This window comes from Acinetobacter endophylla, from assembly GCF_053543775.1.
Window position 1 is genome coordinate 1 of the sequence record NZ_JBLVOM010000026.1, and the last position, 24,669, is coordinate 24,669.

A 24,669-nucleotide genomic window follows, 5' to 3' on the forward strand; every position below is an offset into this window, starting at 1 on the left:
TTGACTCGGATTTGTTCTGCATTGAGTGGACTTGTATTGACCCAATCTAGGATTTTCGCCTGATAGTCTGAGATCAATGTATTGGGTCGACCTGAGCGATGACCTTCTTTAATCGATTCAAACTCATACAATTCCCAACGTCGGCGTTGTAGCCTTATGGTTTCTGGGATACGTTCTTGTAGAGTGGCAACTTCCGCAACACTTTTACCTTCGGAAAGCCAGAGAATAGTTTGGGCACGTTGCCTTTCACGCCAATGTTTTGCATGCTTGACCAGAAAAATGAGTCGTTCTCGCTGTTCTAAACTAAGTGGTACAGAAACAATTCTAGGCATGTGTGAACATCTGTTAACTAAAAAAACCTTTTCGCATCATTAGTTATTTTTGTCAACTTAATGCTTGTGCTGCCAAACCTCTTTTTCCTTGAGCTTTTAATAAACGTTGAATTTGACTCGAAGTATAATAAAAATTTAAATCCTTTTTAATTTGCTCAAGACTTTGATGTCCTAAATCGTAACCATATCCTAATGTTACACCACTTTTACCATCTTTTCCCTTACTAGGTACATAAGGTTTAGATTCGTATTTCTCCCATTTTAAAATTGAATCAAGAGATTCTTTTGAAATAACCATTGTTCCTAAAGAAGTTTCAAAAGTATATGTTTCTACGATACATTCTGCTGTACAGAGTTTCTCTATATTCTTATCTAGGGTCGGCTTATTCTGTTCGGTACCACCCTTAATAATATCTACATCTAATTTCAATTTTATGGAATCTTCTTTAATCCTTTTTACCACATGAGTTTTCGGTTCCAAGGGATTACCATCAGGTTTAAATACCGTGATCTGTATTTTTTCCCCAATCATACTTGGAAATGAAAATTTCCCATTAGAGGTATTTGAAATTTTTGTTATCTTATTTCCCAAATAAAGTATTTCGATCTTTGTATTTTCAACGATATAACTATTTCCTTCTCTATCTAGAAGTTGGATATTTGATTCACTTTTAAAGTTTTCATAGGGTTCATCTAGTTTAATTATTTTTGGTATTTGAGAGCCATGCTCAGAGTTAACAGCACCTTTTAGAGCAAACTCATCATTTGAAGTCAAAACTAGAATTTCAATATCTCGATTAGGTGAAGATACCACCTCTACAATGCCTTGCTCATTGGTATGACGTTCAAATGAACTTTGTTTTCCTTTAGGGCGAGATTTTACCGGGAAACTCGTTAATATTTTCTCATTGCAGTCTATTATTTTAAATAAAGTCGTAACTATACCTTTTGTAGTAGGCATCACTTTTTCTTTATGATACTCCTCTATACTTTTAGGCAAGGATACTTTTACAGGATTCTTTCTAGAAGAAATGATTGAAGAATCAATCGTTTTAATAACGATATAATCTTCCACATTAGGTGGCTTAGCTAAAATTTCCACAGTTCGATTTGGTGAACCCTGAAATATAAATAAACCATCTTTATCTGTTTTATTTGTATTTTCTCTCGATGAACCTTTATAGCGTGATTTAACTTTTAAATTAATGACATATTTTCCTGAAGCATCATAAATTTTTGATGTTATGGTAACTAAATTGCTCATCATTCGACATCCTCTTCAGTATATACATCATCCTCTAAATCCCTTTCTTCTATCTCATTCAATAGTTCATCAATACTTTCATTATCTAAGTCTTGAATGAGATGAGTTTGTAAAGAATTAAATCCTAAAGCCACGAAATCTGTGGGTTGAGAGGTATAGAATCTTAAAGTACTTAATTGATTATTTTCATTTAATACAGACTTCTTAGTTTTAATTAAGTTCCCATCCAACTTATTTAGAATAAAAATTTCTTTTTCTCCTGCAGACTGGTTAGTCCACTGATAGTTAATTTTATTACTGAATAATGTTTTCATTTTTGGAAGATTTATTTTTTGTTCAATAATATTTTGACCTTTCGTAAACAGATGCTGCCCTGCCTTACACTCAAATTTCCCACCAGTTGTGACCATTACTCCACCACCATTGATCTTAATTTGAGACCCTCCAGCGGTCAGTACGATCTCCTTCGGACTGGTGATTTCGATCTTGTCTTCAGTCGAAATAAGCTTGATTACCTTGCGGGCAATCGCTTCAATTGCATCATCTTGGGCTTGTATTTCAATTTTGCCTTGAGCTGCATAGACACTTACGCCTTCTTGAGCAGCGAACAAACTGATCCGGTCCTGTGCATGAGCAACTAAAGATTTCTGTGTGGAAAAATGAATATTGTCCCCGGCACTCTGATTGATTTGCTGATCAGTGGATAAATGGATATTTTCCTTTGTGCTCAGTGCAATCGATTGGGGTGCGGTTAACAGCATCACCGCCTGTTTAAATGCAGTAGCTTTGCCCCGGTCTTCAGCTTCAATCTGATTCAGAAACTGTTTTAAACTATCAAAAAATTCCAATGGATCAGCCTGCTGTTTTTCTGCAATATCACTCAAGGCTTTACTATGATTGAGATTCGATTCAAGCTGTTCTTTGGCTGGGTCAGCCTCTAGGTGATTGCCTGCTGCTGAATCTTGTCGATAAGTGGAAATCAGCAAGCCGTTTCCTGCTCGTAGGGCACCCCACTGGTCTGTCCTTAGTTCAAAACCTTCACCTCGACCTTCACTGCTTTCACTTTCTTTGGGGTGACTTAGATTTCCCAGATTGAGCTGACTGGCTGCATGACTACTTTGCAGCTGTACACTGATCTGTTCAGGGGTATCATCAAAACGAAGCTGGTTAAAACCTTCGCCATCGACCTCCTGAGAACGGATACCACTAAGTTTTTTGGTCGCAGGAAGTTCTCCTTTCGCATCAAACATGGTCGGATACCGTTCTGCTTCATGAATCCGTCCCACCACAAAGGGCCGGTCGATATCACCTTCAAAGAAGTCAATCACTACAATTTCGCCAATTCGCGGATGCAACCTGATGCCATAACCCTCACCCGCCCAAGGGGTCAAAACATCCACCCAAGCAGAATCGCTATCATTGTCATTGCTACCTGCGCCGCCATCATGCTGATGATCCTCACTCCGGGTAAACAGAAAACGAACTTTCACCCGCCCCCATGCATCGACATGAATCGTTTCACCTTCAGGTCCGACCACTCGAGCCCGTTGCGGATATGCAGCAGGCCGATGAATGAAGGGGTGGTACTCAGGAACAACCTGGATTTCACGGCGCACCATCTGTAGTTCATTGGCCTGTCGTTCGTCCTGTGTCATCTGCCAGCCGCTCTTCTCAAGCAAACTGTCCAGCTGAGATAAGATATCTTTGGGTAAATTGTTCTGGTTATAAAACCGCTTAGCTAAAATCAGAAATTCACGTTGATGGGCAGGATGCTGATCAATTTCAGGATGCTGTTGCAGTTCAAACCAGTATCCAACCTGAGCATCTCGTACGCTGCTACTGGCTTTAAAATATTTAGACTGCAAAGCATGATAGTCACTGAGCTGCTGATTGAGTCGATCCAGTTGGGCTATACCAGATGCTGTCACCTGATCCTCATGATTTAAGTCGCCGGTCCAAGCCGGACTGATGTTCCACGCATCTTCAAGCTGAAGAGTGGCATTTGCATGGATATCACTTTGCTGATGATTACTGAATAAAGGCTGGCTTTGATCCTGGGCAAGTTGCTGGGCATGCCAACGCTGGGTCTGGGTACTATTCGGATTGAGCTGACGTACCGCAATCAGACTGTTCAGCGTGTCGAGCTGTTCGGTGGCATGACTGCGATGAAACCGGATGGAGCGGCGTTTTAAAGCTGAAAAACATTGAGAATGATCTACCAGTTTTAAAAGCTGAGCTTGAATCTCGCTGGCTGATACAGGTACAGTTAATTGCTTTTCATCAATCAGCCAGTTAATTCCTTCGCTACGCCATAAACGGGTCAGAAAATCATAATCCGATTCATTAGACTGCATCACAAAAGGCCGGACATCATAGTCTCGGCTGAGTCCTGTCAAATCCAGGCTGAGACTGGCCGCGAATAATGCACTTCTGTTTTGCCATTCACTGAACAGGATTTCACTGATCTCGCGCACCGTCTTATTCATAAAAACCCGACTGTTACGGCGCTTCTGCCAGAGTGCAGTCGGATCATTTAGCGTCAATTTATACAGGGTCAAAGCTCCATCATTCTGCCCTTGACTGGCTGCAGTAATAATGCCCGTAGTCCGGAAAAGTTCACCCCGGTCTGTGACCTGATCAATGGCCACCCGACAGCCGATAAACTGTTTCAAGGCAATATGAGCATGAGTGGAAAGACAGATCAGTTCAGCCTGCAGGCCTTGATTGATCTGATGCTGACCCTCAATCCGCTGAATCAAAACCTGATGATTTAAAGGAGGATGTGAAAACTGTAAATGTAGCGCACGATGCTGTCGCTTAAGCCCGAGCTGCTCCAGCAACATATGGATAGGTTTTGGCATTTTATAGTTATAATTTTAAGCTTTATTATTGTGCGGCAGATTTTAGGAAAAGTTATCCATTTCGTCCAGTTCACGATGCATTTCACATAATTAGGCCTTTAATTTATGGCCCTTCAATTAAAAATCTTAAATTGCATGTGGTACATCTTAATTTAAAATATTGCCCAACATTGCCTATTTTTCTGATTATCCTATACGGAACTTGCTGCTACACTCATTCAGATCTCATTCTTCAAGGCCAAGAACATGCTGGAACTCCCTTCTAAATTACCTGATTTGGGCGTGACCATTTTTAGTACCATGTCGGCCCTGGCACAAAAACTCGGAGCCTTGAATCTTTCTCAAGGATTTCCGGACTTTGCAGCGCCTCCTGCCTTGATTGAAGCTTTAAACCGGGCCAGCCAGAACGGATTTAACCAATACGCTCCGGGAGATGGCCTGCCAGTCTTGCGAAGTCTGGTGGCAGATCTCTATCAACAGCGTGATCAACTGATGATTGATCCTGTCGAGGAAATCACGATTACGCCTGGGGCGACGATTGCGATTTTTTGTGCCATTCAAGCCACGGTGCGCGCTGGGGAAGAAGTGATTATTTTCGATCCGAGCTATGACAGTTATGGACCTGCGGTACAACTGGTCGGGGCAAAGCCAGTACATATTGCTTTGCAGCATCCTGATTTTTCTGTGGATTGGAATCAGGTCAAAGATGCCATTAATGACCGAACCCGCATGATTGTGGTGAATACTCCACATAATCCGAGTGGGAGTGTCTGGTCCAAGGCAGACTGGCAGCAACTGATCGAGCTGATTCGCGAGCGCAATATTGTGGTGCTATCCGATGAAGTCTATGAACATCTGGTTTTTGACGGCGTTCAGCACTATTCGGCGTGGTCATTTCCAGAACTTCGCGAGCGTAGCTTCGTGATTGGCTCTTTTGGTAAAACCTTCCATGTCACGGGCTGGAAAACCGGATTTTGTATTGCTGCACCGGCACTGATGAAAATGTTCAGACAGATTTATCAGTTTGCCAGCTTCTGCGGTGTGACACCCGTTCAGGTTGCCTTGGCAGAATATATGCAACTGCATCCTGAGCATATACCTGAACTGTCCTCTTTCTATCAAAACAAACGGGATTTATTTAACTCATCCATTGAAACGTCACGCTTTAAATGGACACCTTCTCAAGGGACTTATTTTCAGAACTTAGATTATTCAGAGATTCGGCCTGAGCTCGATGATCTGTCCATGTGCCATTTTCTGGCAGAACAACATGGGATTGTGGCGATTCCAGTCTCCGCGTTCTACCAACACCCCCCTGCAGATTTACGTCTGCTCAGGTTCTGCTTTGCAAAAAAAGAACAAACCTTGATCCAGGCAGGTCAAATTCTTTCAAAGATTTAACTCATTTTTTAACTAAAAATCTCATAAAATAAATGCCTTAGTTACTTAAAAGCTAAGGCTTTTTTTTATATTCTGCCGAATAATAGCTGCATCAATAAATAGATGATAATTCAATCACAGGATGTCGCATGGCACAGCACTCACTGATTCATCAACAGAATTTATGGAAAGCCTTTCTGGTTTTTCTATTGCCATTAATTGCGACCAATATCCTGCAAAGTCTCTCCGGCACGATCAATACGGTTTTTGTGGGACAAATGCTCGGAGTGAATGCGATTGCTGCTGTTGCCGTTTTTTTCCCGATCCTGTTTTGTCTGATGGCCTTTGTGATTGGTTTGTCTGCCGGTTCTACCGTACTGATTGGACAGGCTTGGGGTGGAAAAAATATAGAAAAAGTGCGCTGTGTGGTCGGTTCAACTTTATTTATGACCTTGATTGGCGGCAGCTTGATTGCGCTTTTCGGGGTAATTTTTGCTGAGAATATTCTTTTGGCCCTTGGCACAGATCCTGATGTAATGCATTTGTCCTTGCCCTATGTACAATGGATGCTGGCGGGTAGTCCCTTAATTTTTATCTATATTATTTATACTTCCATCTTGCGTGGCGTTGGGGATAGTACCACGCCCCTGTTTGCTTCCGCACTTACCATTGGGGTCGGTTTGGTGGTGACACCGGTCCTGATTGCCGGTTATTTTGGCTTTCCTAAAATGGGCATTATCTCACCGGCGATTGCCACCATTCTGGGAAATCTGGCGGTTCTGTTGTTTTTAATCCTGTACTTGAACTATAGGCAACATCCGCTCAAGCTGGACTGGGCCTTATTAAAAAATATTCGTCATCAACCACAGTTAAGCAGAATGATCTTGAAACTGGGGGTTCCTACTGGTGTGCAAATGGTCACCACTTCAGTTGCCGGACTGGTGATTGTCGGACTGGTCAACCGCTATGGTGCAGAAGCAACAGCGGCCTATGGCGCGGTCAATCAGGTCTTAAATTATATTCAATTTCCCGCTTTGTCGATTGCGATTGCTGCGTCTGTATTTGGTGCTCAAGCGATTGGCGCAGGTAAATCAGATCTGCTCAATAAAGTGACCCGGACTGCACTGAGTATGAATATTCTGTTTACCGGCGGTCTGGTGATTCTGGCTTATTTGTTCTCCAAATATTTGATGGCCTTATTTATTACCGATCCTAAGGTTGTAGTATTGGGACAACAACTGCTGTTTATTGTGCTGTGGTCAATTTTGTTCTTTGGCGCCAGTGCTATTTTTGCTTCGATCATGCGTTCAAGTGGTACGGTGACCGTGCCAATGCTGATCAACATTTTTGCCATTCTCTGTATTGAAGTTCCCGCCGCTTATCTTTTTAGCCAGTGGTGGGGTCTGGAAGGTATCTGGTATGCCTATGCATTGGCCTTTGTCAGCCTGTGTATTTTGCAGGGACTGTATTATCAGTTGGTCTGGAAGAAAAAAACGGTTGAAGCGTTGATTTAGATGCAGGATTTTGTATGCCTAGAGCATTACAGTATCTAACACTCTCATTTGCAAAAAATTAGACCCTATTACAGCGATAAAAAAACCCGCTTTCGCGGGTCTGTTTTGCAATTTCTTAAGCAGACTTTTTCTTCTTTTTGCCAAACTGAGTCGCCATTGCAGTGACATGCTGATAACCGGTTGGTAAGATCCGCTGAATCAGGTCAATCGCTTTGGCATCATTGCCGATCAGCAGACGGCGCTTGTCTTTTTGTACCGCCTCCAGAATTTGACGTGCAGCTTCTGCAGGTGGACAACGCAATAATTTATTAAAATTACGGGCTGATTTTTCCGGATTCATACCTAAAGTCAGCAGGCTGTTATTCATTTTTGCCGCATTAGCAATGTTGGTGCGGATACCGCCCGGATGTACACACAGTGCACTCACTCCACAATTTTCTAGATCCAGTTCCTGACGCAAGGATTCAGTAAAACCACGTACCGCAAACTTGGTCGCATTATAAGCAGACTGGGTCGGTTGAGCAGTCAGACCAAACAGGCTGGAAATATTGATGATATGGCCATCGCCAGTTTTCTTGATCAGTGGCAGAAATTCTTTGGTGCCATACACCACGCCCCAGAAATTGATTCCGACGATCCATTCTAGTTCTTCATAAGATGCCCCTTCAACGGTTGAACCCAGCGCAACGCCAGCGTTGTTAAAGATCATATTGACACTGCCATGATCCTGTTCGACCTGTGCCGCCCAGTTACGTACCTGTTCCAATTCAGCTACGTTTACTTTCTGAATGGTGACACGAACATCACTCTCTTTGAGCAATTCGAGCGTTTGCGCCAGACCCTGTTCATTGATATCACTCAGCGCCAGATGACAACCCTGCTGGGCCAGCAATACCGCCAGTTGCTGGCCAATCCCTGAACCGGCACCAGTAATTGCAGCGACTTTATTGTTAAAATTTTTCATTCAATTTCCTTATGTAAAGAACTGCCATTCCATGACAGCAGGATCTTGTTCTGTTGTTTCAGGAGCTAGCACAGACCCTCAATATAGTTTTGACAATATAGATTGTCAATAATTATCCCATGTCCTTAGAGGCCAAATTCCAGGGCAGCATTTCCATATAGGTCTAAGCGTGATTTATTGCTAAGATATTCAAAATCTTCATGCAGATGAGCACATAGGCCTTATGACTGATTCAACCGACTCAGCAGCAAAATCACGCCCCTCCAAGAGCAAGGAACGTCAGTTTAAAGGCCTGTCGATGGCTGAAAGGCAGCAGGCACGTCGTGAAAAGCTGATCGAAGCGGGGATTGAAGCCTATGGCCGTCACGGCTTTTTTTCAGTTACGGTCAAAGATATCTGCAATGAAGCCAAGCTGACCGAACGTTATTTTTACGAATCTTTCAAGAAAAGCGAACATCTGTTTCAGACCATTTTCTTAAAACTGATTGATGAGCTGCAACAGAATGTCATGCAGGCCATGATGCAGGCCTCCACCGATCCAAAAAAAATGATCGAGGCGGGTCTGACCGCTTTGCTCACTACCCTGCGTGACAATCCACGTATGGCCAGGATCATTTATATTGATGCCATGCTGGTGCAGGAACTGCATAATCAGGCCACTATTCATGAAACCATGTCACGTTTCGACCGCATGATTCATGCCTTTGTCATGTTGATGATGCCGCAATTAAATCGCAGTGAGCAGGAAATTTCCCTGGTTTCGACCGGTTTGAATGGCTATGTCACCCAAATTGCTATTCGTTGGGTGATGAGCGGTTTTAAGCATTCGCTTGAGGAAGTTTTATCGTCTTGTAGTGTGGTTTTTTTGGCGCTGCTCGAGTCATATTCAGAGAAAAAATAGATGTTAAATCATGTGTTTAATAGATTTCTATCTCTTCTGTAGTAAATGAAATCTTTATGCTGTACTACGAAAATGAGTAAAATTAATTTATGATTTTTTAACAAGTTTCCGCGCTATATTTGTCACAAATCTTTTCGAATTTCAGCAGTTTTTCCCTTTCTGCAATGATACTGTCATAATTAGTCTTTGTAATAAGCCTGTCATAAATATAAAACGGTTCACCGTTTACATGAAATAGGGTATTGCGTTGTGAAAGATGACTACATATTAATCGTCGATGACGAGCTCCCGATTCGGGAAATGATCCATACCTCTCTGGATATGGCCGGTTTTCAGTGCTTACAGGCAGAAGATGCCAAGCAGGCGCATCAGATGATTGTGGATCAGCGTCCGGCACTGATTTTGCTGGACTGGATGATGCCGGGTGGTGTCAGCGGTGTAGATCTGTGTCGTCGTCTGAAACGTGATGAAAGCCTCTCGGAAATTCCGGTGATCATGCTCACAGCGCGCGGTGAAGAAGACCATAAGGTACAAGGTCTGGATGCCGGTGCCGATGACTACATGACCAAGCCATTCTCGACTAGGGAACTGGTCTCCCGGATTAAGGCGGTGCTTCGCCGCGCCAATGCCCTGAGCGGTGAAAAAACCATTGATGCCAATGGTCTGATTCTGGATCCGGTCAGCCAGCGGGTGAATTTTGGCAATAACATTCTGGAAATGGGGCCGACTGAATACCGTTTGCTGGCATTCTTTATGACCCATCCGGAACGTGCCTATACCCGTGCGCAATTGCTGGATCAGGTGTGGGGCGGTAACGTTTATATTGAAGACCGGACCATCGACGTGCATATCCGCCGTTTGCGTAAAGTGCTGGAACCTTATGGTGTAGACCGTTTTGTACAGACCGTTCGCGGAACAGGCTATCGCTTTTCGACCCGTTCAGATGTCGCTTTAGGTTAATATCTTTTAAGGTAAATCTTGTTTTATGTATGAACCCTACCCTGTCCCCGAACTGGCACGCGAACACAAAAGAATCCGTTACAGCAGTTTATGGGATTTTGCGAAGCAGGATTTACGCCTACTGGCTTTTTTCCTAATTATCGCCAGCTTTATCGGTTTTGGGATTGGGTATTTCTGGATTTGTATCGTAATTGCCTTCGTGGCATTCTTTGCGACCCAAATGCGTTCCTTATATCTGGTCAATGAATGGATTTCCAATCGCCCTTATGATGTTCCACCGAATATTGGCGGGATTTGGGGTGCGCTACTTTTCAATGTTTATCGCGCCCAACGTCAGGAACGGATTGTTCAGGCGGAAATGGTCGAACTGATTGATCGTGCACAATCTTCGCTGGTGGCCTTGCAAGAAGCTGTGGTGCTGCTTGATGAAAACCAGCAGATTGAATGGTGGAATCCGGCGGCTGAACGTCTGCTCGGAATCTCCAGTGATGACCGTCGCCGTAATATCCTGACCTTGTTACGCCAACCGAGCTTTATCGAATACTATCACCATATTGATGAATCCCCGGACGGCCTGAAAATGCGTTCTTCGCTGTTTGAAGACCATTATGTGCAGGTTAAAATGACCCGTTTTGGCGGAGAAAGTCGGGTACTGGTCGCTTATGATGTGACCCGGATGCACAATCTGGAACAGATGCGAAAGGATTTTGTCGACAATATTTCACATGAACTGCGCACGCCTTTGACCGTGCTCAGTGGCTATATTGAAACCTTTACCGATCAGGAAGATATCAATCCACGCTGGAAACGCGCTTTTGATCAAATGCAGTCGCAAACCCGACGCATGAATGCACTGGTCAACGACCTGCTGCTGCTGTCACGTCTGGAAAATGATAAGAATATTGCCAAAAACCAGATCATTGAAATGCCGAGTCTGATGAACCAGCTATTCGATGATGCCCAGGCCTATAATATTGATTATGGTCATACCCTGAATCTGGACATTGACAGTCATTGCGATCTGATCGGTTCAGATATGGAACTGGCTAGCGCTTTTAGCAACCTGATTACCAATGCCATCAAGTATACGCCTAAAGGCGGCACCATCACCATCGGCTGGCATGATGATGGCGAATCTGCCTATTTTGTGGTGCAAGATAACGGCATCGGCATTGATCCGAAACATCTGCCACGACTGACCGAGCGTTTTTACCGAATCGATTCAGACCGTAGCCGCCGGACTGGTGGTACCGGTTTGGGATTAGCAATTGTTAAACATGTGCTGATGCAACATCAGGCACATCTGGAAATTGAGTCCAAGGAAAATCAAGGTTCTACCTTTAAGGTGGTTTTCCCCAAAGAACGTCTCAGCTTTCCAGAGTAATATAACCATCAAAAAAGGTGCCATCGGCACCTTTTCTTTTAAGCGTTTAAGAGCTGATCTGTTTTTCTTTGGACAGTGCACGCGCATAGGCAGCACGTTGCGACACCCGTTTAAGATAGGCTTGAATCGCTGGATAGCTTTGACCCGTCCGGCTCTGCATGGCCTCCAAAGGAAAACTCATCTGAATATCGGCAAAACTGAAATGCCCGGCAAAATAATCATGCTCACTCAAATAGCTTTCCAGAAACTGGATATGATCTTTTAAACGGCTCTGTACAAATTGCTTTTTCACCCCATCACAGATTTTCTTGGCCACAGGTCGAATCAGCAAAGGCGTATGTTTAGGCACTGTGGTCATTACCAGTTGCATCACCAGCAGCGGCATTAACGAGCCTTCCGCATAATGCATCCAGTAACGGTACTGGGCCTTGTCGGCAATATCTTCTGGGCGAAACTGCTGCTTTTCATCATAAGTTTCCTGCAAATATTCTAGGATCGCCGCAGATTCTGCCAGTACCTGACCCTGATCGACCAGAATCGGGGCTTTGCCCAACGGATGGATCTGTTTTAAGGCCGGTGGCGCAGAAAGATTGGGCTGACGTTTATAGTATTTAACCTCGTAATCCAGTCCTAATTCTTCCATGGCCCACAGGATACGAAATGATCGTGATTGTTCGAGATGATGTAAAACACGCATATTAGACTCATGATTTTATTGTTCTTGCTCACTGAGCATAGCAAAAAGCAGCAGACTCTAGCTCATTTTTTGATGACTGTAATGATATGTATCCTATGTTGCAGATTCACTATTTGAGTTCAATTCAGACATCGCTCCATATTCCCATCATTTTTAGCATTTATCGGGAAGCACGCATCTGGTCTGGAAATGCAGGGGCTTCTAAACGAGGCCCATCATAAGCAAGAATGGAACCAAAACGTTCATGACCTTCAATCCATTGTTCCCGCGCAATTTTAAGTTCCTCTGTCGTGCGCCCGACCAGATTCCACCATAGTAAAATCGGGCTTTCAAATGGTTCCCCACCAATCAATAACACCCGACTCCTGGCATGAATTTCAGCGTTGACCTGCTGTAAGCCGGGCTCCAGGATCAGCATATTATCTTCATTTAGTTCATGCCCATTTATACTGGCCGTCCCCTCAAGCACCATAAAGCCATATTCAAATTTCGGATTCAGTGGCAAACGCATACTGCTACTTTCAGCCGCATACAGATCTACTCCGAGCAGTTCGCTATGTACTTTAACCGGTGATTTTGTTTTTAAATATTCTCCGACCAGCACGGTAAATTCAATGCCTTGCTCATTTATGACCGGCAATTCAGGATAATGGTCAAAACCCGGTGCAATATTGATCTTGTCATCCGGCAAGGCAATCCACAACTGTGCTGCATGCATATGGGTCTCACTTTCCGGAGAAACTTCAGTATGTGAGATACCATAGCCCGAGGTCATCAGATTGACCTGCTTGGGACGAATCAACTGCTGATTTCCCAGACTGTCATTGTGCATCATGCTGCCTTCGATCATCCAAGTAAAGGTCTGCAGACCAATGTGTGGATGAGGGCCGATATCCAGACCATCTCCTTGCGGGAAAATGGCCGGACCCGCATGATCCAGAAAACACCAGGCACCTATCATGCGCTTATGTCTGCTTGGCAAGGCACGTTTAATCACGGTGCCCTGTCCGATTTCCGCGCGACGTAAAGGAAACTCCTGAATAAACTGATTCACATACTTTTCGCAATCATCAGAATTCGACAGTTCAATATCACTATTATTCGACATGGCTGAGCTTACCTCGGCATTTTCATTCTACTTTTTGAGTGGGTGAGACATGTATTTGACCGATTCAAGATGCCTCTCTGTTCAGGACAATGTACAGGGTCTATGGGCAAAATCTATCCCTGGAAATATTTAGATACGTATAAAACGCCTCACTAGTCCCATCAATTTAAATTCTGAAAAGCTGATGAGATTTATATTCAAAGCCCCAAACTTGAGTTTTAACAAGTCAATCATGATTTAGGTACATGGCGTTATGAGTTTAAATAAACTGAAGATCAACGAATGTCATTAGTCCATGTTTCACGTGAAACGGAGCAACAACAACTAAAGATCCCAATGAATAAGATGATTATTCATGTATTTCAATCACTTTCAATTTTACAAAACACAAATTTTGTTACGTTTTAGCTTTAAAAACTTCCCGGATACCCAATTTTTGGGAGGTTATTTTTTACTCAATCACGGCATAATAGGCACCTATAAAAATAATACTGGACCAGGACATGTCTGCTCAGAATGAAAATATATATTCAACGGCGAATGTATCTTTTCAAAATTCGACGACCGATAAATCACTGAAATTATCTGAATGTGATCTGCAGAACCGTCAGCTGATTGAACAGGCGCTGACAGATCCTTATGCCCGTATTCCTGCCCCGTTTCAGCAGTATTTTCATGATTATGTCTATACGCATAGTCATCATAACTTGCGTCAAATTAACTATCTGGCGCAAATTGCCTTTTTACTCTATTTCTTTGCCGATATTCTGATTATTCCAGATATGTTTTTTATTTCTGGTCTGATGCGCGTCGTTCTGGTTCTGGGCGCGATGTTTTGCTGTTATTACCTATTTAAAAAACATAAAAATATTCAGATTCTGGACAGAATCTTGCCGATAGGCACCACGGTGGCTGCAGCCGCCTGGATTGGCTTACTCGCGCTTTCAACCAGTCCGCATGTTGCCACCTATATTTACGCCTCTGCGATTTTTATTCTCATCGCCAATCTCTGTGTGCAGACCCAGTTTAAAGTCGCGGTCTATTGCTCCATCTTGATTGCCCTATTTATCATGCTTGGGGTATCGCAGTTCATGAGTGCTTCTCAAGCCTTTATTTTTAGCGTGGTCTTTAGTCCACTGTGGTTTTTTAGTATTTATATTAACTGGAATAATATTCTAAATGTGCGGCGTTCTTTTCTGCGCTCTCTGCTCGATGAATGGAACTATCAAACCTTAAAGAATCTGGCCCATACTGATGATTTGACCCAGCTCTACAACCGTCGCCATTTTGTCGATATGGCTGAACGATCTATTCATCAATGGCCTAAACATGCCAGTAGCTGCCTATTGATGTTTGATGTCGATCATTTTAAAAATATTAATGATAGCTATGGGCATGATGTTGGTGATCGGGTACTACAACTGATTGCTGAGGTGACCCGTAAAGAAATGCGGCATAGCGATGTACTGGCACGTTTTGGCGGGGAAGAGTTTATCGCCCTCCTGGAAGATACTCAGCTACAAGACAGCCTGGTGATTGCAGAACGAATTCGTTGTGCAATTCAAAAGCAGTATATTTATGTCGAACCCAATCATGCCATCCGGTTCACCATTTCGATCGGTGTAGCAGAACTGGAATCACATACCCAGACTCTGGAAGATCTGATCAAACAGGCCGATATCGCCTTGTATCAGGCCAAGAAGTCTGGCCGAAACCGGATTGAGGTCTATCATCCTGATATGCTGAATAAGCCCAAGCCTACGACAGAAAATCCCTGGAATGTATTTAAGCCAGGCACTCAACCGGCCCAGTCAACGGCGAATTAAAGCTGAATCATTGGTCTGTTCTATAAGCTAGGATCATTCTTAGAATGCGTTAATCGGGGATTTTATTTTATAAAATAAATTTGATTCTTCCACTTTTAAAATATCCAACAAAAGAATAGAATATTTTTTATACAACTATATATAAATTTCATCTCATTCATTTTTATATATTTTAATTTGGGAAGGCTGCATGCCGCATGATAACGAAAAAAAATCACGTACCCTGATTCAGGAGGCTCTTCAAGATCCGCTGGTTCGTATTCCTGCGCCTTTAAAACCAGCCTACTATGCTCATCAGAAAAAGCTCACTTTAAAATACTTATTACAGGTTAATTTATTCGCACAGCTGGCATATGCCTCTTATACCCTTGCCGATATTCTGGTGCTGAATGATATTCTCAAGTTACTCATTTTGACCAAAATCAGCTATACCATCCTAATCGTACTGATCACGATCTGGATGTATCACTCTTATCGCAATTTACCTGTGTTTGATTTACTCTTGCCTACCTCAATTATTGGCGCAAGTGCCATCTGGTTTTTTAATCTAAACTAGTCTGAAAGTGCTTATACCCTCATTTATCAATATGCCTCCTTGGTCTTTATTGTGTTGGCCAATTTATGTGTGCAGATCCGGTTCTGGCCGTCTTTGATTACTTCGAGTCTGATTACCCTGATAATTTACATCGGCGTATATTTCAATACTCGGTCTGACCTGTACCAGATGTTTTTATTTTCCCTGATTTATCTGCCGGTATTGACCTTCAGTCTTTATATTAGTTGGAGCTCAACCTTAAAATCACGCATGGTATTCTTGCAGCATACCCTGAATGAATATAACCGGCAGGCCTTTGAAAATATGGCCCATACCGATTCCCTCACCGGCCTGAATAACCGTCGCTGTTTTGAATATCTCGCGCAACAACTGGTACAACAGAATTTTGATCAACCGGTACCTATGAATTTACTGGTATTTGATGTGGATCATTTTAAGCAGATTAATGATCGTTATGGTCATGATATCGGAGATCAGGTCTTACAGACGATTGCCCTGAGCACACGCAGTGAAATGCGACAGTATGATATTTTGGCACGCTATGGCGGTGAAGAATTTATTGCATTTTTACCCGAAACCTCTCTGGATGAAGCGCTAAAAGTTGCCGAGCGTTTAAGGCATAACATTGAAAATATTGTGATCGATCTAGACAGCCAGCATCGTTTCAGTTTTAGCATTTCGATTGGTGCTGCCATTCTGGAAAGCTGTGAAACAGATTTAATGACCCTGATTAAACAGGCCGATATTGCCTTATATCAGGCTAAAGCCAATGGACGGAATCGGGTTGAAGCTTATGATCCAGATCTGGAGCAAAGTTTAGCTGGGGAGCTGCAAAACTGGCAGGTTAAACCGGCTTAAATTACCCGTTAAAAATTATCTTCATCAAAACGATCTTGGTCGATTTTATAGATATGAAAACTACGTTCTATTTGTACACCTAAACCAAATTCAATCATTAAAGACGTCAGCTTATCGCCATCAATTAAAACAATACCGGATTTTCTTGCCGACTCAATGGCCTCTTTACTGAAACTTGACGTAGTAATGAATACACCCTTCTTAGCAACTTGATCGGCCAAAGCACCTTTAAACTGTTGAATGTCGGGACGACCAACAGTATCTTTCCAACGTTTCGCTTGGATGTAAATTTTATCTAGCCCTAATCGATCTTCACTAATTACACCATCAATTCCACCATCGTTGGTTTTACCAATCGCTTGAGCTGCATCTTGATGTGAACCGCCGTAGCCCATTGCCACCAGAAGATCGACAACCAGTCTTTCAAAAAATGAAGGAGATTTATCTTTTACCATCTGAAGCAAATCACTTTTCAAATCAGATTTTAATAATTCCGTTGTGTTCTGGATTGTTTCTTCTGGAGTCTGAGTTTCTTGGTAACTATTTAGGCTTTCAATAACTTGTAGATTCCCGATCCCAAACTCATCTTTATTTTTCTTTCCTAATTTAAAATCTGAAAATCCGTTGAACTGTGCTAAATATTCATTTGTTATAGCATCTAAACTTTTTAAATCAACCTGTCTACCCAAGCTACTAATCTCACAATATGCTCTCTTCGGTTGTTGAACTAAGCCCGCCTTAACTAAGTAGGTCTTTGCCCATGCCACTCTATCTTTAAATATATTTTTCCCGCTCGGAAGAATTTTATTTAAATCCTCTTCGTGTAAATTGGAACGTTCAGCTAGGATATTCGCAGCATCCGAAATTTTTATTGGCTCATTCAACTCTGATAATAATTTCATCAAAGGTAGCATTAATTGATCATAAGTAGGTAAAGGCATTTTTTAGCTTTTAAAGGTTTATTTTTATTCAGTATAAATAAAAAAAGAGCGCCTAAGTGCTCTTTTTTTATTTGAAAGGTTTAGGTTTTCCCTAAACTGCCGCAGGCATAGCCTTTGGCATAAAACTGGCAAGCAGCGATGCTGCTTGAAAGTCCTCACTGCCGCGCGCATAGCGCTTGGCGTAAAATCGGCTAAAAGCTACCGCTTTTAGAAATCCCGATTTTACTCCCATTCAATCGTTGCAGGTGGCTTAGACGATACGTCATAAGTCACACGAGAAACGTCAGCAATTTCATTCATGATACGCGTAGAGATTTTGTCTACTAGTTCATATGGAAGATGAGCGAAACGAGCTGTCATGAAGTCCACCGTTTCCACCGCACGCAGTGCAATTACCCATGCATAACGACGGCCATCACCCACAACACCCACAGATTTTACTGGCTGGAATACTGCAAATGCTTGAGCAGTCTTGTCATACCAGCCGCTGTCACGTAGTTCCTGCATGAAGATGTCATCTGCAAGACGTAAAATGTCTGCATATTCTTTTTTCACTTCACCTAAGATACGCACACCTAGACCTGGGCCTGGGAATGGATGACGATAGATCATGCTGTGTGGCAAACCTAAAGTCGTACCCAATTTACGCACTTCATCTTTAAACAAGTCACGTAATGGTTCAACCAGTTCAAACGCTAGATCTGCTGGTAAACCACCCACATTATGGTGTGATTTAATCACATGTGCCTTGCCCTGCTTGCTTGCAGCAGATTCAATTACGTCTGGATAAATCGTACCTTGTGCAAGGAATTTTACGCCATCTAATTTACGTGCTTCTTCAGCGAAGACAGCAATAAATTCACGGCCAATAATTTTACGTTTTGCTTCAGGATCAACTTCACCCGCAAGCGCAGTCAAGAAACGCTCTTCAGCAGCAGCACGAATAACACGGATACCCATGTTGTCAGCAAACATTTGCATCACTTGATCGCCTTCGTTCAAACGAAGCAAACCGTTGTCTACAAATACACAGGTCAGCTGATCACCGATCGCTTTATGCAACAGCGCTGCCACTACAGATGAATCCACACCACCAGAAAGACCCAGTAATACTTTTTCATCACCAATCTGTTGGCGAAGCTGTTCTACACGTAGATCAATAATGTGTTCTGGCGTCCACAGACCGCGACAACCACAAATTTGATGAACGAAGTTCGACAGTAATTCTGCGCCTTTAGACGTATGTGTCACTTCAGGATGGAACTGAATACCATAGAAACGGCGAGTTTCGTCAGAAACCATCGCAATTGGACAGCTAGGCGTTTGTGCAGTGATCTGGAAGCCTTCTGGAATACGGGCAACCTTGTCACCATGGCTCATCCAGACATGCAGCTGGTTTTCACGGTCCTGTAAATTACCGATCAGCTTGTCACGTACGACAATATCTACTTCTGCATAGCCAAACTCATGTACATGACCTGGCTCAACTTTACCGCCAAGCTGTTCGCACATGGTTTGCAGGCCATAACAAATACCCAATACCGGCACACCCAGCTCAAATACCACTTGCGGCGCACGCGGGCTGCCCTCAAGGTGAACACTCTCAGGTCCACCAGACAAGATGATACCGTTTGGATTAAATGCACGAATGTCTTCTTCAGACATATCATAGGCATACATTTCAGAATATACACCAGCTTCACGGACACGACGTGCGATGAGCTGACTATATTGAGAACCGAAATCCAGAATCAGGATACGATCTTCAGTAATTTGAGTATTGGTAGTCATGACGAACAACTATGAAAGGCAAACGAAAGATAAGCGCCGTATTCTAACATTTTTCAGCGCATTAAGCACACAATTCGCATTAGGTATACATTTAGTTGATTGCATTATATTTCTAGCACAACAAAGCGTCCCTTCGGATGCCTTGTTTGGTCTGTCATTTTTATATTTTTAAGCTCAAGATTTAATCCAACTAAGCATGTTTTTATAAAAATCTGAAGATAATATGTAAGAGAAATTTTTGCTCAATTGAAGATGGATGGAGCGTTAATTATTTTACTTTCTGGTACTGACTTTCATGCCCCGGGCTGTTAGGATTTGACCACACTTTTGCTTGTACTGGGCTCATGGAACTGATTGATTTTATCTTGCATGTTGATGATCACTTGCTTGAATTTATCACCAATTACGGGATCTGGATTTATGCCATTCTTTTCCTGATTATCTTTGTAGAAACAGGTCTGGTGGTCATGCCGTTCCTGCCTGGCGACAGCTTGCTATTTGCAGCAGGTGCACTGGCAGCCTCTACTGGTGCAATGGATCCATGGGTGCTGATTCCACTCTTGTTTGTTGCGGCAGTTCTGGGTGACACCCTGAATTATCATATTGGTAAATATATTGGTCCTCGGGTTTTCGAGATCGAATCGCGCTTCATCAATAAAAAACACTTATTGGCGACCCAGCAATTCTTTGCCAGACATGGTGGTAAGACCATTATTTTTGCGCGTTTTGTTCCTTTTGCCCGTACCTTTGCACCCTTCGTTGCCGGTGCTGGCAGCATGAATTACAAATATTTCCTGACCTATAATGTAGTAGGTGCATTCGCCTGGATTAGCTCATTTGTCATTTTGGGCTATATGTTTGGCAATATGCCGATCGTTAAGGACAACTTCACTTATCTAATTTTTGGCATCATTATTTTAAGTGTATTGCCAGGTGTGATTGGCTTTATTCAACAAAAGCTCAAAAAAAGTAAAACAGCTTAAGAACTTTTTACATTAAGATTCTTTTACAGCCTATGCTTTTAATCCCAGAGCTTGATTAGGAGTGGGATCAGACAAAGCAGGACAAATAAAGCCGCGCCTTTATAAATGAGGCCGGCTTTTATTTTTTCAGATGGACTGGTCAAAATGGCCTGACCAAAGACCATCCAGAAAATCCCGACCGGAACGGTACTCAAGCTAAAGGCAGCAAAAACCAGAACGAAGTTGGTCGGGCTTTGCCAGGTTTCCATCGGTAAAATCCCGGAGGCCAACAATGCTGCTTTAGGATTTTTTAGGGTAGTTGTAAACATTTGCCAGGGACGTATCTGCGGATGGTTTTTGCTGTAACGTTCTAACTGCTGAGCCTTATATAAATGCAAGGTCATCCAGCCCACACAGATGGTACTCAGTACATAGACCAAGCCTTTAAAATTTGGCCAAATTGGTGACGCCAGATGAATCAACAAGGCCCATACATTAATGGCATAAAAATAGCCGAGCAAAATGGCAGGAAGATAGAGACTGGTTTTGGCCTGCCCCTGCTGATGAGCGGAACTGGCCACCAAGGCATTGGCAGGCCCTGGAACCATCAGCACAGCAATGAGTCCTAAAACAAATAACCAATTTTCAATCATCGCAATGAACTTTTCCGGGCCAAGGTTGTAGCTTAATCAATATGGGAGTGTGATAACAAGCTTATAAATTTCAGATTTTTATACAGTCTGGTCAATTTCCAGTGAGTTTTATCTTAATTTAAGCCATACTTTTCTTGTTTAAAGCAATAAAAAATGCCGACCTGAAGTCAGCATTTATCTGTTTTATATTGAATGATTTATTTAGGCGTTGCCTGCCGAACGATGATCGGACAGTTCTTATAACGCGCGGCCTGTACAATTGCTTCCTGCTCGCCTAAAAGCCGTGCCAGTTCGGTTCTTTTGGTATCGGATGATTGTCCCATATTGACTGAAACACTCGGGCCGATGCCCCAACCACCGCGACTGCCCCAGCCACCGCCAAGACCTACGCCCACACCAACGCCAGTACGTTTTGCTGGCTCAACGCCATTGTCGATATACTGCTGAATACGGTTATATTCACCCTGTAGTTGCGAACAACCCAAAGTCTGATACAGGGTTGGCGACACATAAGTCGGTTTTACCGGCGTTGCACAGGCACTCAGTAATGCAAGTGCAGCAATACTCAGGCTTATTTTCACAAGTTTCATAGCTAACTCGATCTTAATTCTGCTCTATCTCATTGAACAACGATTGATAGGCCTGAGTCAATTTATGATCAGTAGCCAAATGAATCAAAGGCTGATTTTTCTGATGAGATTCTTTCATCAAGATCGACGGCGGCAACATACTGTCAAGCACCGGTAAGCCTTCATCTTTGAGCTGCTGTACCACTTCACGCGGCAATTTGGCCTGTGCCTGAAACTGGTTCACCACAATCCCTTCAATTTCCAGACCTTCATTATGGTCATCCTGGGTTTCAATGACATTTTCAATCAGGGTCTGTAAGGCACGTTTAGAAAATACATCACAGTCAAATGGAATCAGCACGCGGTTTGCCGCAATGAGTGCAGAAAGGGTAAAGAAATTAAACGCAGGTGGTGTATCAATAAACACCCGATCATAATGTCCCGATAGCTGTTGCAAGGCATCTCTTAACTTGTAGATCTTGTGTTTGGACTCCAGTGCATGGGCCAATGCACCCAGCGTTGGACTAGCCGGAATGACATCCAGATGTTTAAAAGAGGATTGATGCACATAACTTTCCAAGCCTTTGCTACGACTTTTTAAAATCGAGCCAATCGCATTGCCGAGTAGGCCCTTGCTTTGCTGATTACCGAGTACATCTTCAAAATAGTTTTCTATATTTGGTTCGAGTGCCGGCTTGTCACTAGAATACGTCGCATCATCGCCCAGCACATACTGGCTAGAGTTGGCCTGCGGATCCAAGTCAATCAATAAGGTTTTTAAGCCCTGATGTGCACTGATTGCTGCCAGATTGACAGTAATACTCGACTTGCCTACCCCACCCTTTTGATTAAATACCACACGTGTACGCATGTCCCCTCCTCACATTTTTAATTACTTTTACCACATTTGTATTTTTTAATTATTTGCATGGACTGGCTGTGCTGATCATCACAGCCAGCTTGCTTTTAGCCAAAATTCGGCTTGATCATTACCAAAGCCAGAATAGACACCAACGAAACTACAGCAATAACTAAGCCAGCCCGACGCTGCGATAGCAAGATAGAATCATCTTTTTTATAGGCTTTGCCTAACGAGGACACCAGTACCAAAAATAAAATGACTTTGGCATAAAACCAAGGCTGTACATCAAAGTCTTTGAGGACGAGCGACACAATGCCGGTCAGTGCAATCACCGTGATAGCTAAATGCTGTAAAGCGACTAGCGCTATACGTGCCACCGGATTAGGTAAATTCCCTTGTGTACCGACAAACAAGGTCAAGGCACGGGCAAAAATGGCGACAATGGCCAGTCCTGCTGCCGACATATGAATAATCTTGACTAAAAGTTGGGTTTCCATCATATCCTCTTAGTTTTTAGGTGCATGTGCACAAGCCGGACTGGTGGTGTCCTGACCAGCCCATTCTTCAGGCAAAAATGCATGAATGGCCAGCGCATGAATTTTGTCTTTTGAAAGCAGATCACCTGCAGCAGCATAAACTTTCTGATGACGCTGGACTGGACGTAAACCGGCAAAAGCCTGACTCACAATCACGGTTTTAAAATGCGATTCTTTTCCCGGGAAATAACCGCCATGACCCGAAGATTCATTCACCACTTCCAAATAGGTTGGGGATAATTGCGCCAAACGATCTTTCAGTTGTTGTTCTAAGCTCATGGCCTGACTCCAATCTTCAAAAATATGGTCTCAGTATACCTTGTTCTGCCGAGTATTTCGGTAATCTGTTCAGATGCAATCCGTTGATTGTGGCGAAAATTTATTGATTTTTATATGAATATTGGTTATTTATTGTCTGGTCTACAGCATTTTGCTTTTATTTTATGCAATTGATGCAAGATTTTTAACAAAGGTGTTGACCACATTTTTGCATGCTGTATTATACACGGCATGCGGGAATAGCTCAGTTGGTAGAGCATAACCTTGCCAAGGTTGGGGTCGGGAGTTCGAGTCTCCTTTCCCGCTCAAAATTTTTTCATTTAGTTTTTTCATTTAAAAAACTTTATAGACTCCGCGGGAATAGCTCAGTTGGTAGAGCATAACCTTGCCAAGGTTGGGGTCGGGAGTTCGAGTCTCCTTTCCCGCTCCAGATTCAAAAAGCCCTCATCGAAAGATGGGGGCTTTTTTATTGTGTTGAATCTCTTATTACCACTATTTTTTAGTAAAGATTGTAAGCGTCCGCTGAATCCCATACCTATTTTTTAATTCGATTTAGGTTTCCAGCAGTGCGGCAGCAATTCTTCAATTTGGGTCACTTTGTGTGTCGGTAACCTTTTCAGCACATCACTTAAATAGGCATACGGATCCAAGCCATTCAGCTTTGCTGACTGGATTAAAGTCATGATGTTTGCCGCTCGCTGACCACTGCGCAGCGAACCTGCAAACAGCCAGTTCTTGCGTCCCAACGCCCAGGGACGCATCTGATTGTCGGGTAGTCAGACGCAGTTACCTACGTCCAACCCCCTAAGAACCGTGCATGCGAGTTTCCCAGCACACGGCTCAAGCCTCTGCTAAGGCGCCATTCGGCACCCGGTTATACATCGTTGACATTGGCAAATTGAACACTCCTTGGACAATACAGATGGTAAATCTCAAGATTAGCAACTGCATCCGTTCCACCATGACTTAGCTTCACAATATGACGGCTGTGCCATGGTGTATCTTTGGTGACTGGTTTAAGACAGGCGCAGCAGCGACCACCTTGTTTTAGCCACACCCGATACAGCTTGGCTCGCCCCTTTGCGGAGACCAGCATTCTTTTACCCCATCGGGATTCGAAGTACTCATCCCATGCGGGGTCATGAGGGTTAGCAGCAGCCTTGATCTTGATATGTCGCACAATTGGCGTGTCCGAGGCAGACACTAATGTGTATTGTCGCTTCCGACCATCAGCGGACTGTTCATCACATGAGAACACCCATCGACGCGCTCCTTGTACTTTGAAATACCGATCTTTGACCCATCGGAGTGTTTTGCGAGGGTGGCGACGTACCGCCCATCGCCAGAGCATTTCCCACACTGCGCTGTCTACCTGGTTGAAAACCTTCTTGGCAACGACATAACTATGATAGTTGGCCCAACCCCTTAGAATAGGGTTGAGCAAACCGATCAAAGTGGCCTGTCGTGTCGC

General features: G+C 43.2%; 21 protein-coding genes, 2 tRNA genes and 2 pseudogenes. 10 read left to right on the top strand and 15 right to left on the bottom strand.

Annotation, left to right across the window (positions count from 1 at the left end; genetic code table 11):
* From ACNPNW_RS03190 to ACNPNW_RS03200, 3 genes are all read right to left on the bottom strand, one after another.
* Positions 1-332, bottom strand: a 332-nt coding sequence (locus ACNPNW_RS03190; protein WP_448766515.1) for a COG3415 family protein, incomplete at its 3' end; no start/stop codon positions are given.
* Positions 333-384: 52 nt separating this feature from the next.
* Entirely contained in the window at positions 385-1,599 is a 1,215-nt protein-coding gene (locus tag ACNPNW_RS03195; protein WP_448766516.1) for a lysozyme family protein, read from the bottom strand.
* Positions 1,596-4,457, bottom strand: a complete 2,862-nt coding sequence (locus ACNPNW_RS03200) for a type VI secretion system Vgr family protein (protein ID WP_448766517.1) — start codon at positions 4,455-4,457, stop codon at positions 1,596-1,598. Before ACNPNW_RS03200 ends, ACNPNW_RS03195 begins: the two co-directional genes overlap by 4 nt.
* A 246-nt stretch (positions 4,458-4,703) precedes the next feature.
* Between ACNPNW_RS03200 and ACNPNW_RS03205 the strand changes: the two genes are divergently transcribed.
* Together ACNPNW_RS03205 and ACNPNW_RS03210 are read left to right on the top strand one after the other, a co-directional pair.
* Positions 4,704-5,858, top strand: a complete 1,155-nt coding sequence (locus ACNPNW_RS03205; protein WP_448766518.1) for a methionine aminotransferase — start codon at positions 4,704-4,706, stop codon at positions 5,856-5,858.
* Positions 5,859-5,986: 128 nt separating this feature from the next.
* Positions 5,987-7,351, top strand: coding sequence for an MATE family efflux transporter (locus ACNPNW_RS03210; RefSeq protein WP_441299340.1), 1,365 nt, complete (start codon positions 5,987-5,989; stop codon positions 7,349-7,351).
* Positions 7,352-7,466: 115 nt separating this feature from the next.
* Here the strand turns inward: ACNPNW_RS03210 and ACNPNW_RS03215 are convergent, their stop codons facing one another.
* Positions 7,467-8,315 carry an SDR family NAD(P)-dependent oxidoreductase gene (locus ACNPNW_RS03215; RefSeq protein ID WP_448766519.1) on the bottom strand — a complete coding sequence of 283 codons (849 nt, stop codon included), beginning with the start codon at positions 8,313-8,315 and terminating at the stop codon, positions 7,467-7,469.
* 223 nt (positions 8,316-8,538) lie between these two features.
* Here ACNPNW_RS03215 and ACNPNW_RS03220 point away from each other — a divergent pair, with 223 nt between their 5' ends.
* From ACNPNW_RS03220 to phoR, 3 genes are all read left to right on the top strand, one after another.
* Positions 8,539-9,216, top strand: a complete 678-nt coding sequence (locus ACNPNW_RS03220) for a TetR/AcrR family transcriptional regulator (RefSeq protein WP_005264643.1) — start codon at positions 8,539-8,541, stop codon at positions 9,214-9,216.
* A gap of 249 nt (positions 9,217-9,465) precedes the next feature.
* Entirely contained in the window at positions 9,466-10,176 is a 711-nt protein-coding gene (gene phoB, locus ACNPNW_RS03225) for a phosphate regulon transcriptional regulator PhoB (protein ID WP_004280972.1), read from the top strand.
* Between the two features lie 25 nt (positions 10,177-10,201).
* Positions 10,202-11,560: a phosphate regulon sensor histidine kinase PhoR gene (gene phoR, locus ACNPNW_RS03230; protein WP_005264642.1), complete on the top strand. Its 1,359-nt coding sequence runs from the start codon at positions 10,202-10,204 to the stop codon at positions 11,558-11,560.
* A gap of 46 nt (positions 11,561-11,606) precedes the next feature.
* Here phoR and ACNPNW_RS03235 read toward each other — a convergent pair whose 3' ends face one another.
* Together ACNPNW_RS03235 and ACNPNW_RS03240 are read right to left on the bottom strand one after the other, a co-directional pair.
* On the bottom strand, positions 11,607-12,257 hold the full coding sequence (locus ACNPNW_RS03235) for a glutathione S-transferase family protein (protein WP_005265446.1): 651 nt from the start codon (positions 12,255-12,257) through the stop codon (positions 11,607-11,609).
* Between the two features lie 160 nt (positions 12,258-12,417).
* The gene (locus ACNPNW_RS03240) at positions 12,418-13,365 is read right to left on the bottom strand and encodes a pirin family protein (RefSeq protein ID WP_448766520.1); all 948 of its coding nucleotides are present in this window, start codon (positions 13,363-13,365) and stop codon (positions 12,418-12,420) included.
* A 503-nt stretch (positions 13,366-13,868) separates the two neighbouring features.
* On the opposite strand from ACNPNW_RS03240, the gene ACNPNW_RS03245 reads away from it, so the two are divergent.
* On the top strand, positions 13,869-15,191 hold the full coding sequence (locus tag ACNPNW_RS03245) for a GGDEF domain-containing protein (protein WP_420937766.1): 1,323 nt from the start codon (positions 13,869-13,871) through the stop codon (positions 15,189-15,191).
* Between the two features lie 190 nt (positions 15,192-15,381).
* Positions 15,382-16,605: pseudogene (locus ACNPNW_RS03250) on the top strand (GGDEF domain-containing protein).
* An 8-nt stretch (positions 16,606-16,613) separates the two neighbouring features.
* Here ACNPNW_RS03250 and ACNPNW_RS03255 read toward each other — a convergent pair.
* Both ACNPNW_RS03255 and guaA read right to left on the bottom strand, forming a co-directional pair.
* Positions 16,614-17,546 (bottom strand): restriction endonuclease, encoded by a 933-nt coding sequence (locus ACNPNW_RS03255; RefSeq protein ID WP_004280964.1) that lies wholly within the window; start codon positions 17,544-17,546, stop codon positions 16,614-16,616.
* Between the two features lie 222 nt (positions 17,547-17,768).
* Positions 17,769-19,337, bottom strand: a complete 1,569-nt coding sequence (guaA, locus tag ACNPNW_RS03260; protein ID WP_213686704.1) for a glutamine-hydrolyzing GMP synthase — start codon at positions 19,335-19,337, stop codon at positions 17,769-17,771.
* Between the two features lie 344 nt (positions 19,338-19,681).
* On the opposite strand from guaA, the gene ACNPNW_RS03265 reads away from it, so the two are divergent.
* The gene (locus ACNPNW_RS03265) at positions 19,682-20,320 is read left to right on the top strand and encodes a DedA family protein (RefSeq protein ID WP_004644839.1); all 639 of its coding nucleotides are present in this window, start codon (positions 19,682-19,684) and stop codon (positions 20,318-20,320) included.
* Between the two features lie 38 nt (positions 20,321-20,358).
* Here ACNPNW_RS03265 and ACNPNW_RS03270 read toward each other — a convergent pair whose 3' ends face one another.
* The 5 genes from ACNPNW_RS03270 to ACNPNW_RS03290 form a co-directional block, all read right to left on the bottom strand.
* On the bottom strand, positions 20,359-20,952 hold the full coding sequence (locus tag ACNPNW_RS03270) for a threonine transporter RhtB (RefSeq protein ID WP_174894084.1): 594 nt from the start codon (positions 20,950-20,952) through the stop codon (positions 20,359-20,361).
* Positions 20,953-21,149: 197 nt separating this feature from the next.
* Entirely contained in the window at positions 21,150-21,542 is a 393-nt protein-coding gene (locus ACNPNW_RS03275) for a hypothetical protein (RefSeq protein ID WP_195725432.1), read from the bottom strand.
* A gap of 13 nt (positions 21,543-21,555) precedes the next feature.
* Positions 21,556-22,392 (bottom strand): ParA family protein, encoded by an 837-nt coding sequence (locus ACNPNW_RS03280; RefSeq protein ID WP_004280959.1) that lies wholly within the window; start codon positions 22,390-22,392, stop codon positions 21,556-21,558.
* 95 nt (positions 22,393-22,487) lie between these two features.
* On the bottom strand, positions 22,488-22,880 hold the full coding sequence (locus tag ACNPNW_RS03285; RefSeq protein ID WP_004644835.1) for a SirB2 family protein: 393 nt from the start codon (positions 22,878-22,880) through the stop codon (positions 22,488-22,490).
* Between the two features lie 9 nt (positions 22,881-22,889).
* Positions 22,890-23,198: a BolA family protein gene (locus ACNPNW_RS03290; RefSeq protein ID WP_004644834.1), complete on the bottom strand. Its 309-nt coding sequence runs from the start codon at positions 23,196-23,198 to the stop codon at positions 22,890-22,892.
* Between the two features lie 233 nt (positions 23,199-23,431).
* On the opposite strand from ACNPNW_RS03290, the gene ACNPNW_RS03295 reads away from it, so the two are divergent.
* Positions 23,432-23,504 (top strand) — tRNA-Gly (locus ACNPNW_RS03295).
* A gap of 48 nt (positions 23,505-23,552) precedes the next feature.
* Positions 23,553-23,628, top strand: a tRNA-Gly gene (locus ACNPNW_RS03300).
* A 112-nt stretch (positions 23,629-23,740) separates the two neighbouring features.
* On the opposite strand, the pseudogene ACNPNW_RS03305 reads toward ACNPNW_RS03300, so the two are convergent.
* Positions 23,741-23,968: pseudogene (locus ACNPNW_RS03305) on the bottom strand (transposase domain-containing protein); the annotation flags it as partial.
* A gap of 104 nt (positions 23,969-24,072) precedes the next feature.
* A partial coding sequence (locus ACNPNW_RS03310) for a group II intron maturase-specific domain-containing protein (protein WP_448766398.1) occupies positions 24,073-24,669 on the bottom strand: 597 nt, incomplete at its 5' end.

Coding starts and splice junctions, on each gene's coding strand:
- ACNPNW_RS03195 (WP_448766516.1), bottom strand. CDS start 1,599: ATGATGAGCAATTTAGTTACCATAACATCAAAAATTTATGATGCTTCA.
- ACNPNW_RS03200 (WP_448766517.1), bottom strand. CDS start 4,457: ATGCCAAAACCTATCCATATGTTGCTGGAGCAGCTCGGGCTTAAGCGA.
- ACNPNW_RS03205 (WP_448766518.1), top strand. CDS start 4,704: ATGCTGGAACTCCCTTCTAAATTACCTGATTTGGGCGTGACCATTTTT.
- ACNPNW_RS03210 (WP_441299340.1), top strand. CDS start 5,987: ATGGCACAGCACTCACTGATTCATCAACAGAATTTATGGAAAGCCTTT.
- ACNPNW_RS03215 (WP_448766519.1), bottom strand. CDS start 8,315: ATGAAAAATTTTAACAATAAAGTCGCTGCAATTACTGGTGCCGGTTCA.
- ACNPNW_RS03220 (WP_005264643.1), top strand. CDS start 8,539: ATGACTGATTCAACCGACTCAGCAGCAAAATCACGCCCCTCCAAGAGC.
- phoR (WP_005264642.1), top strand. CDS start 10,202: ATGTATGAACCCTACCCTGTCCCCGAACTGGCACGCGAACACAAAAGA.
- ACNPNW_RS03235 (WP_005265446.1), bottom strand. CDS start 12,257: ATGCGTGTTTTACATCATCTCGAACAATCACGATCATTTCGTATCCTG.
- ACNPNW_RS03240 (WP_448766520.1), bottom strand. CDS start 13,365: ATGTCGAATAATAGTGATATTGAACTGTCGAATTCTGATGATTGCGAA.
- ACNPNW_RS03245 (WP_420937766.1), top strand. CDS start 13,869: ATGTCTGCTCAGAATGAAAATATATATTCAACGGCGAATGTATCTTTT.
- ACNPNW_RS03255 (WP_004280964.1), bottom strand. CDS start 17,546: ATGCCTTTACCTACTTATGATCAATTAATGCTACCTTTGATGAAATTA.
- guaA (WP_213686704.1), bottom strand. CDS start 19,337: ATGACTACCAATACTCAAATTACTGAAGATCGTATCCTGATTCTGGAT.
- ACNPNW_RS03265 (WP_004644839.1), top strand. CDS start 19,682: ATGGAACTGATTGATTTTATCTTGCATGTTGATGATCACTTGCTTGAA.
- ACNPNW_RS03270 (WP_174894084.1), bottom strand. CDS start 20,952: ATGATTGAAAATTGGTTATTTGTTTTAGGACTCATTGCTGTGCTGATG.
- ACNPNW_RS03275 (WP_195725432.1), bottom strand. CDS start 21,542: ATGAAACTTGTGAAAATAAGCCTGAGTATTGCTGCACTTGCATTACTG.
- ACNPNW_RS03280 (WP_004280959.1), bottom strand. CDS start 22,392: ATGCGTACACGTGTGGTATTTAATCAAAAGGGTGGGGTAGGCAAGTCG.
- ACNPNW_RS03285 (WP_004644835.1), bottom strand. CDS start 22,880: ATGGAAACCCAACTTTTAGTCAAGATTATTCATATGTCGGCAGCAGGA.
- ACNPNW_RS03290 (WP_004644834.1), bottom strand. CDS start 23,198: ATGAGCTTAGAACAACAACTGAAAGATCGTTTGGCGCAATTATCCCCA.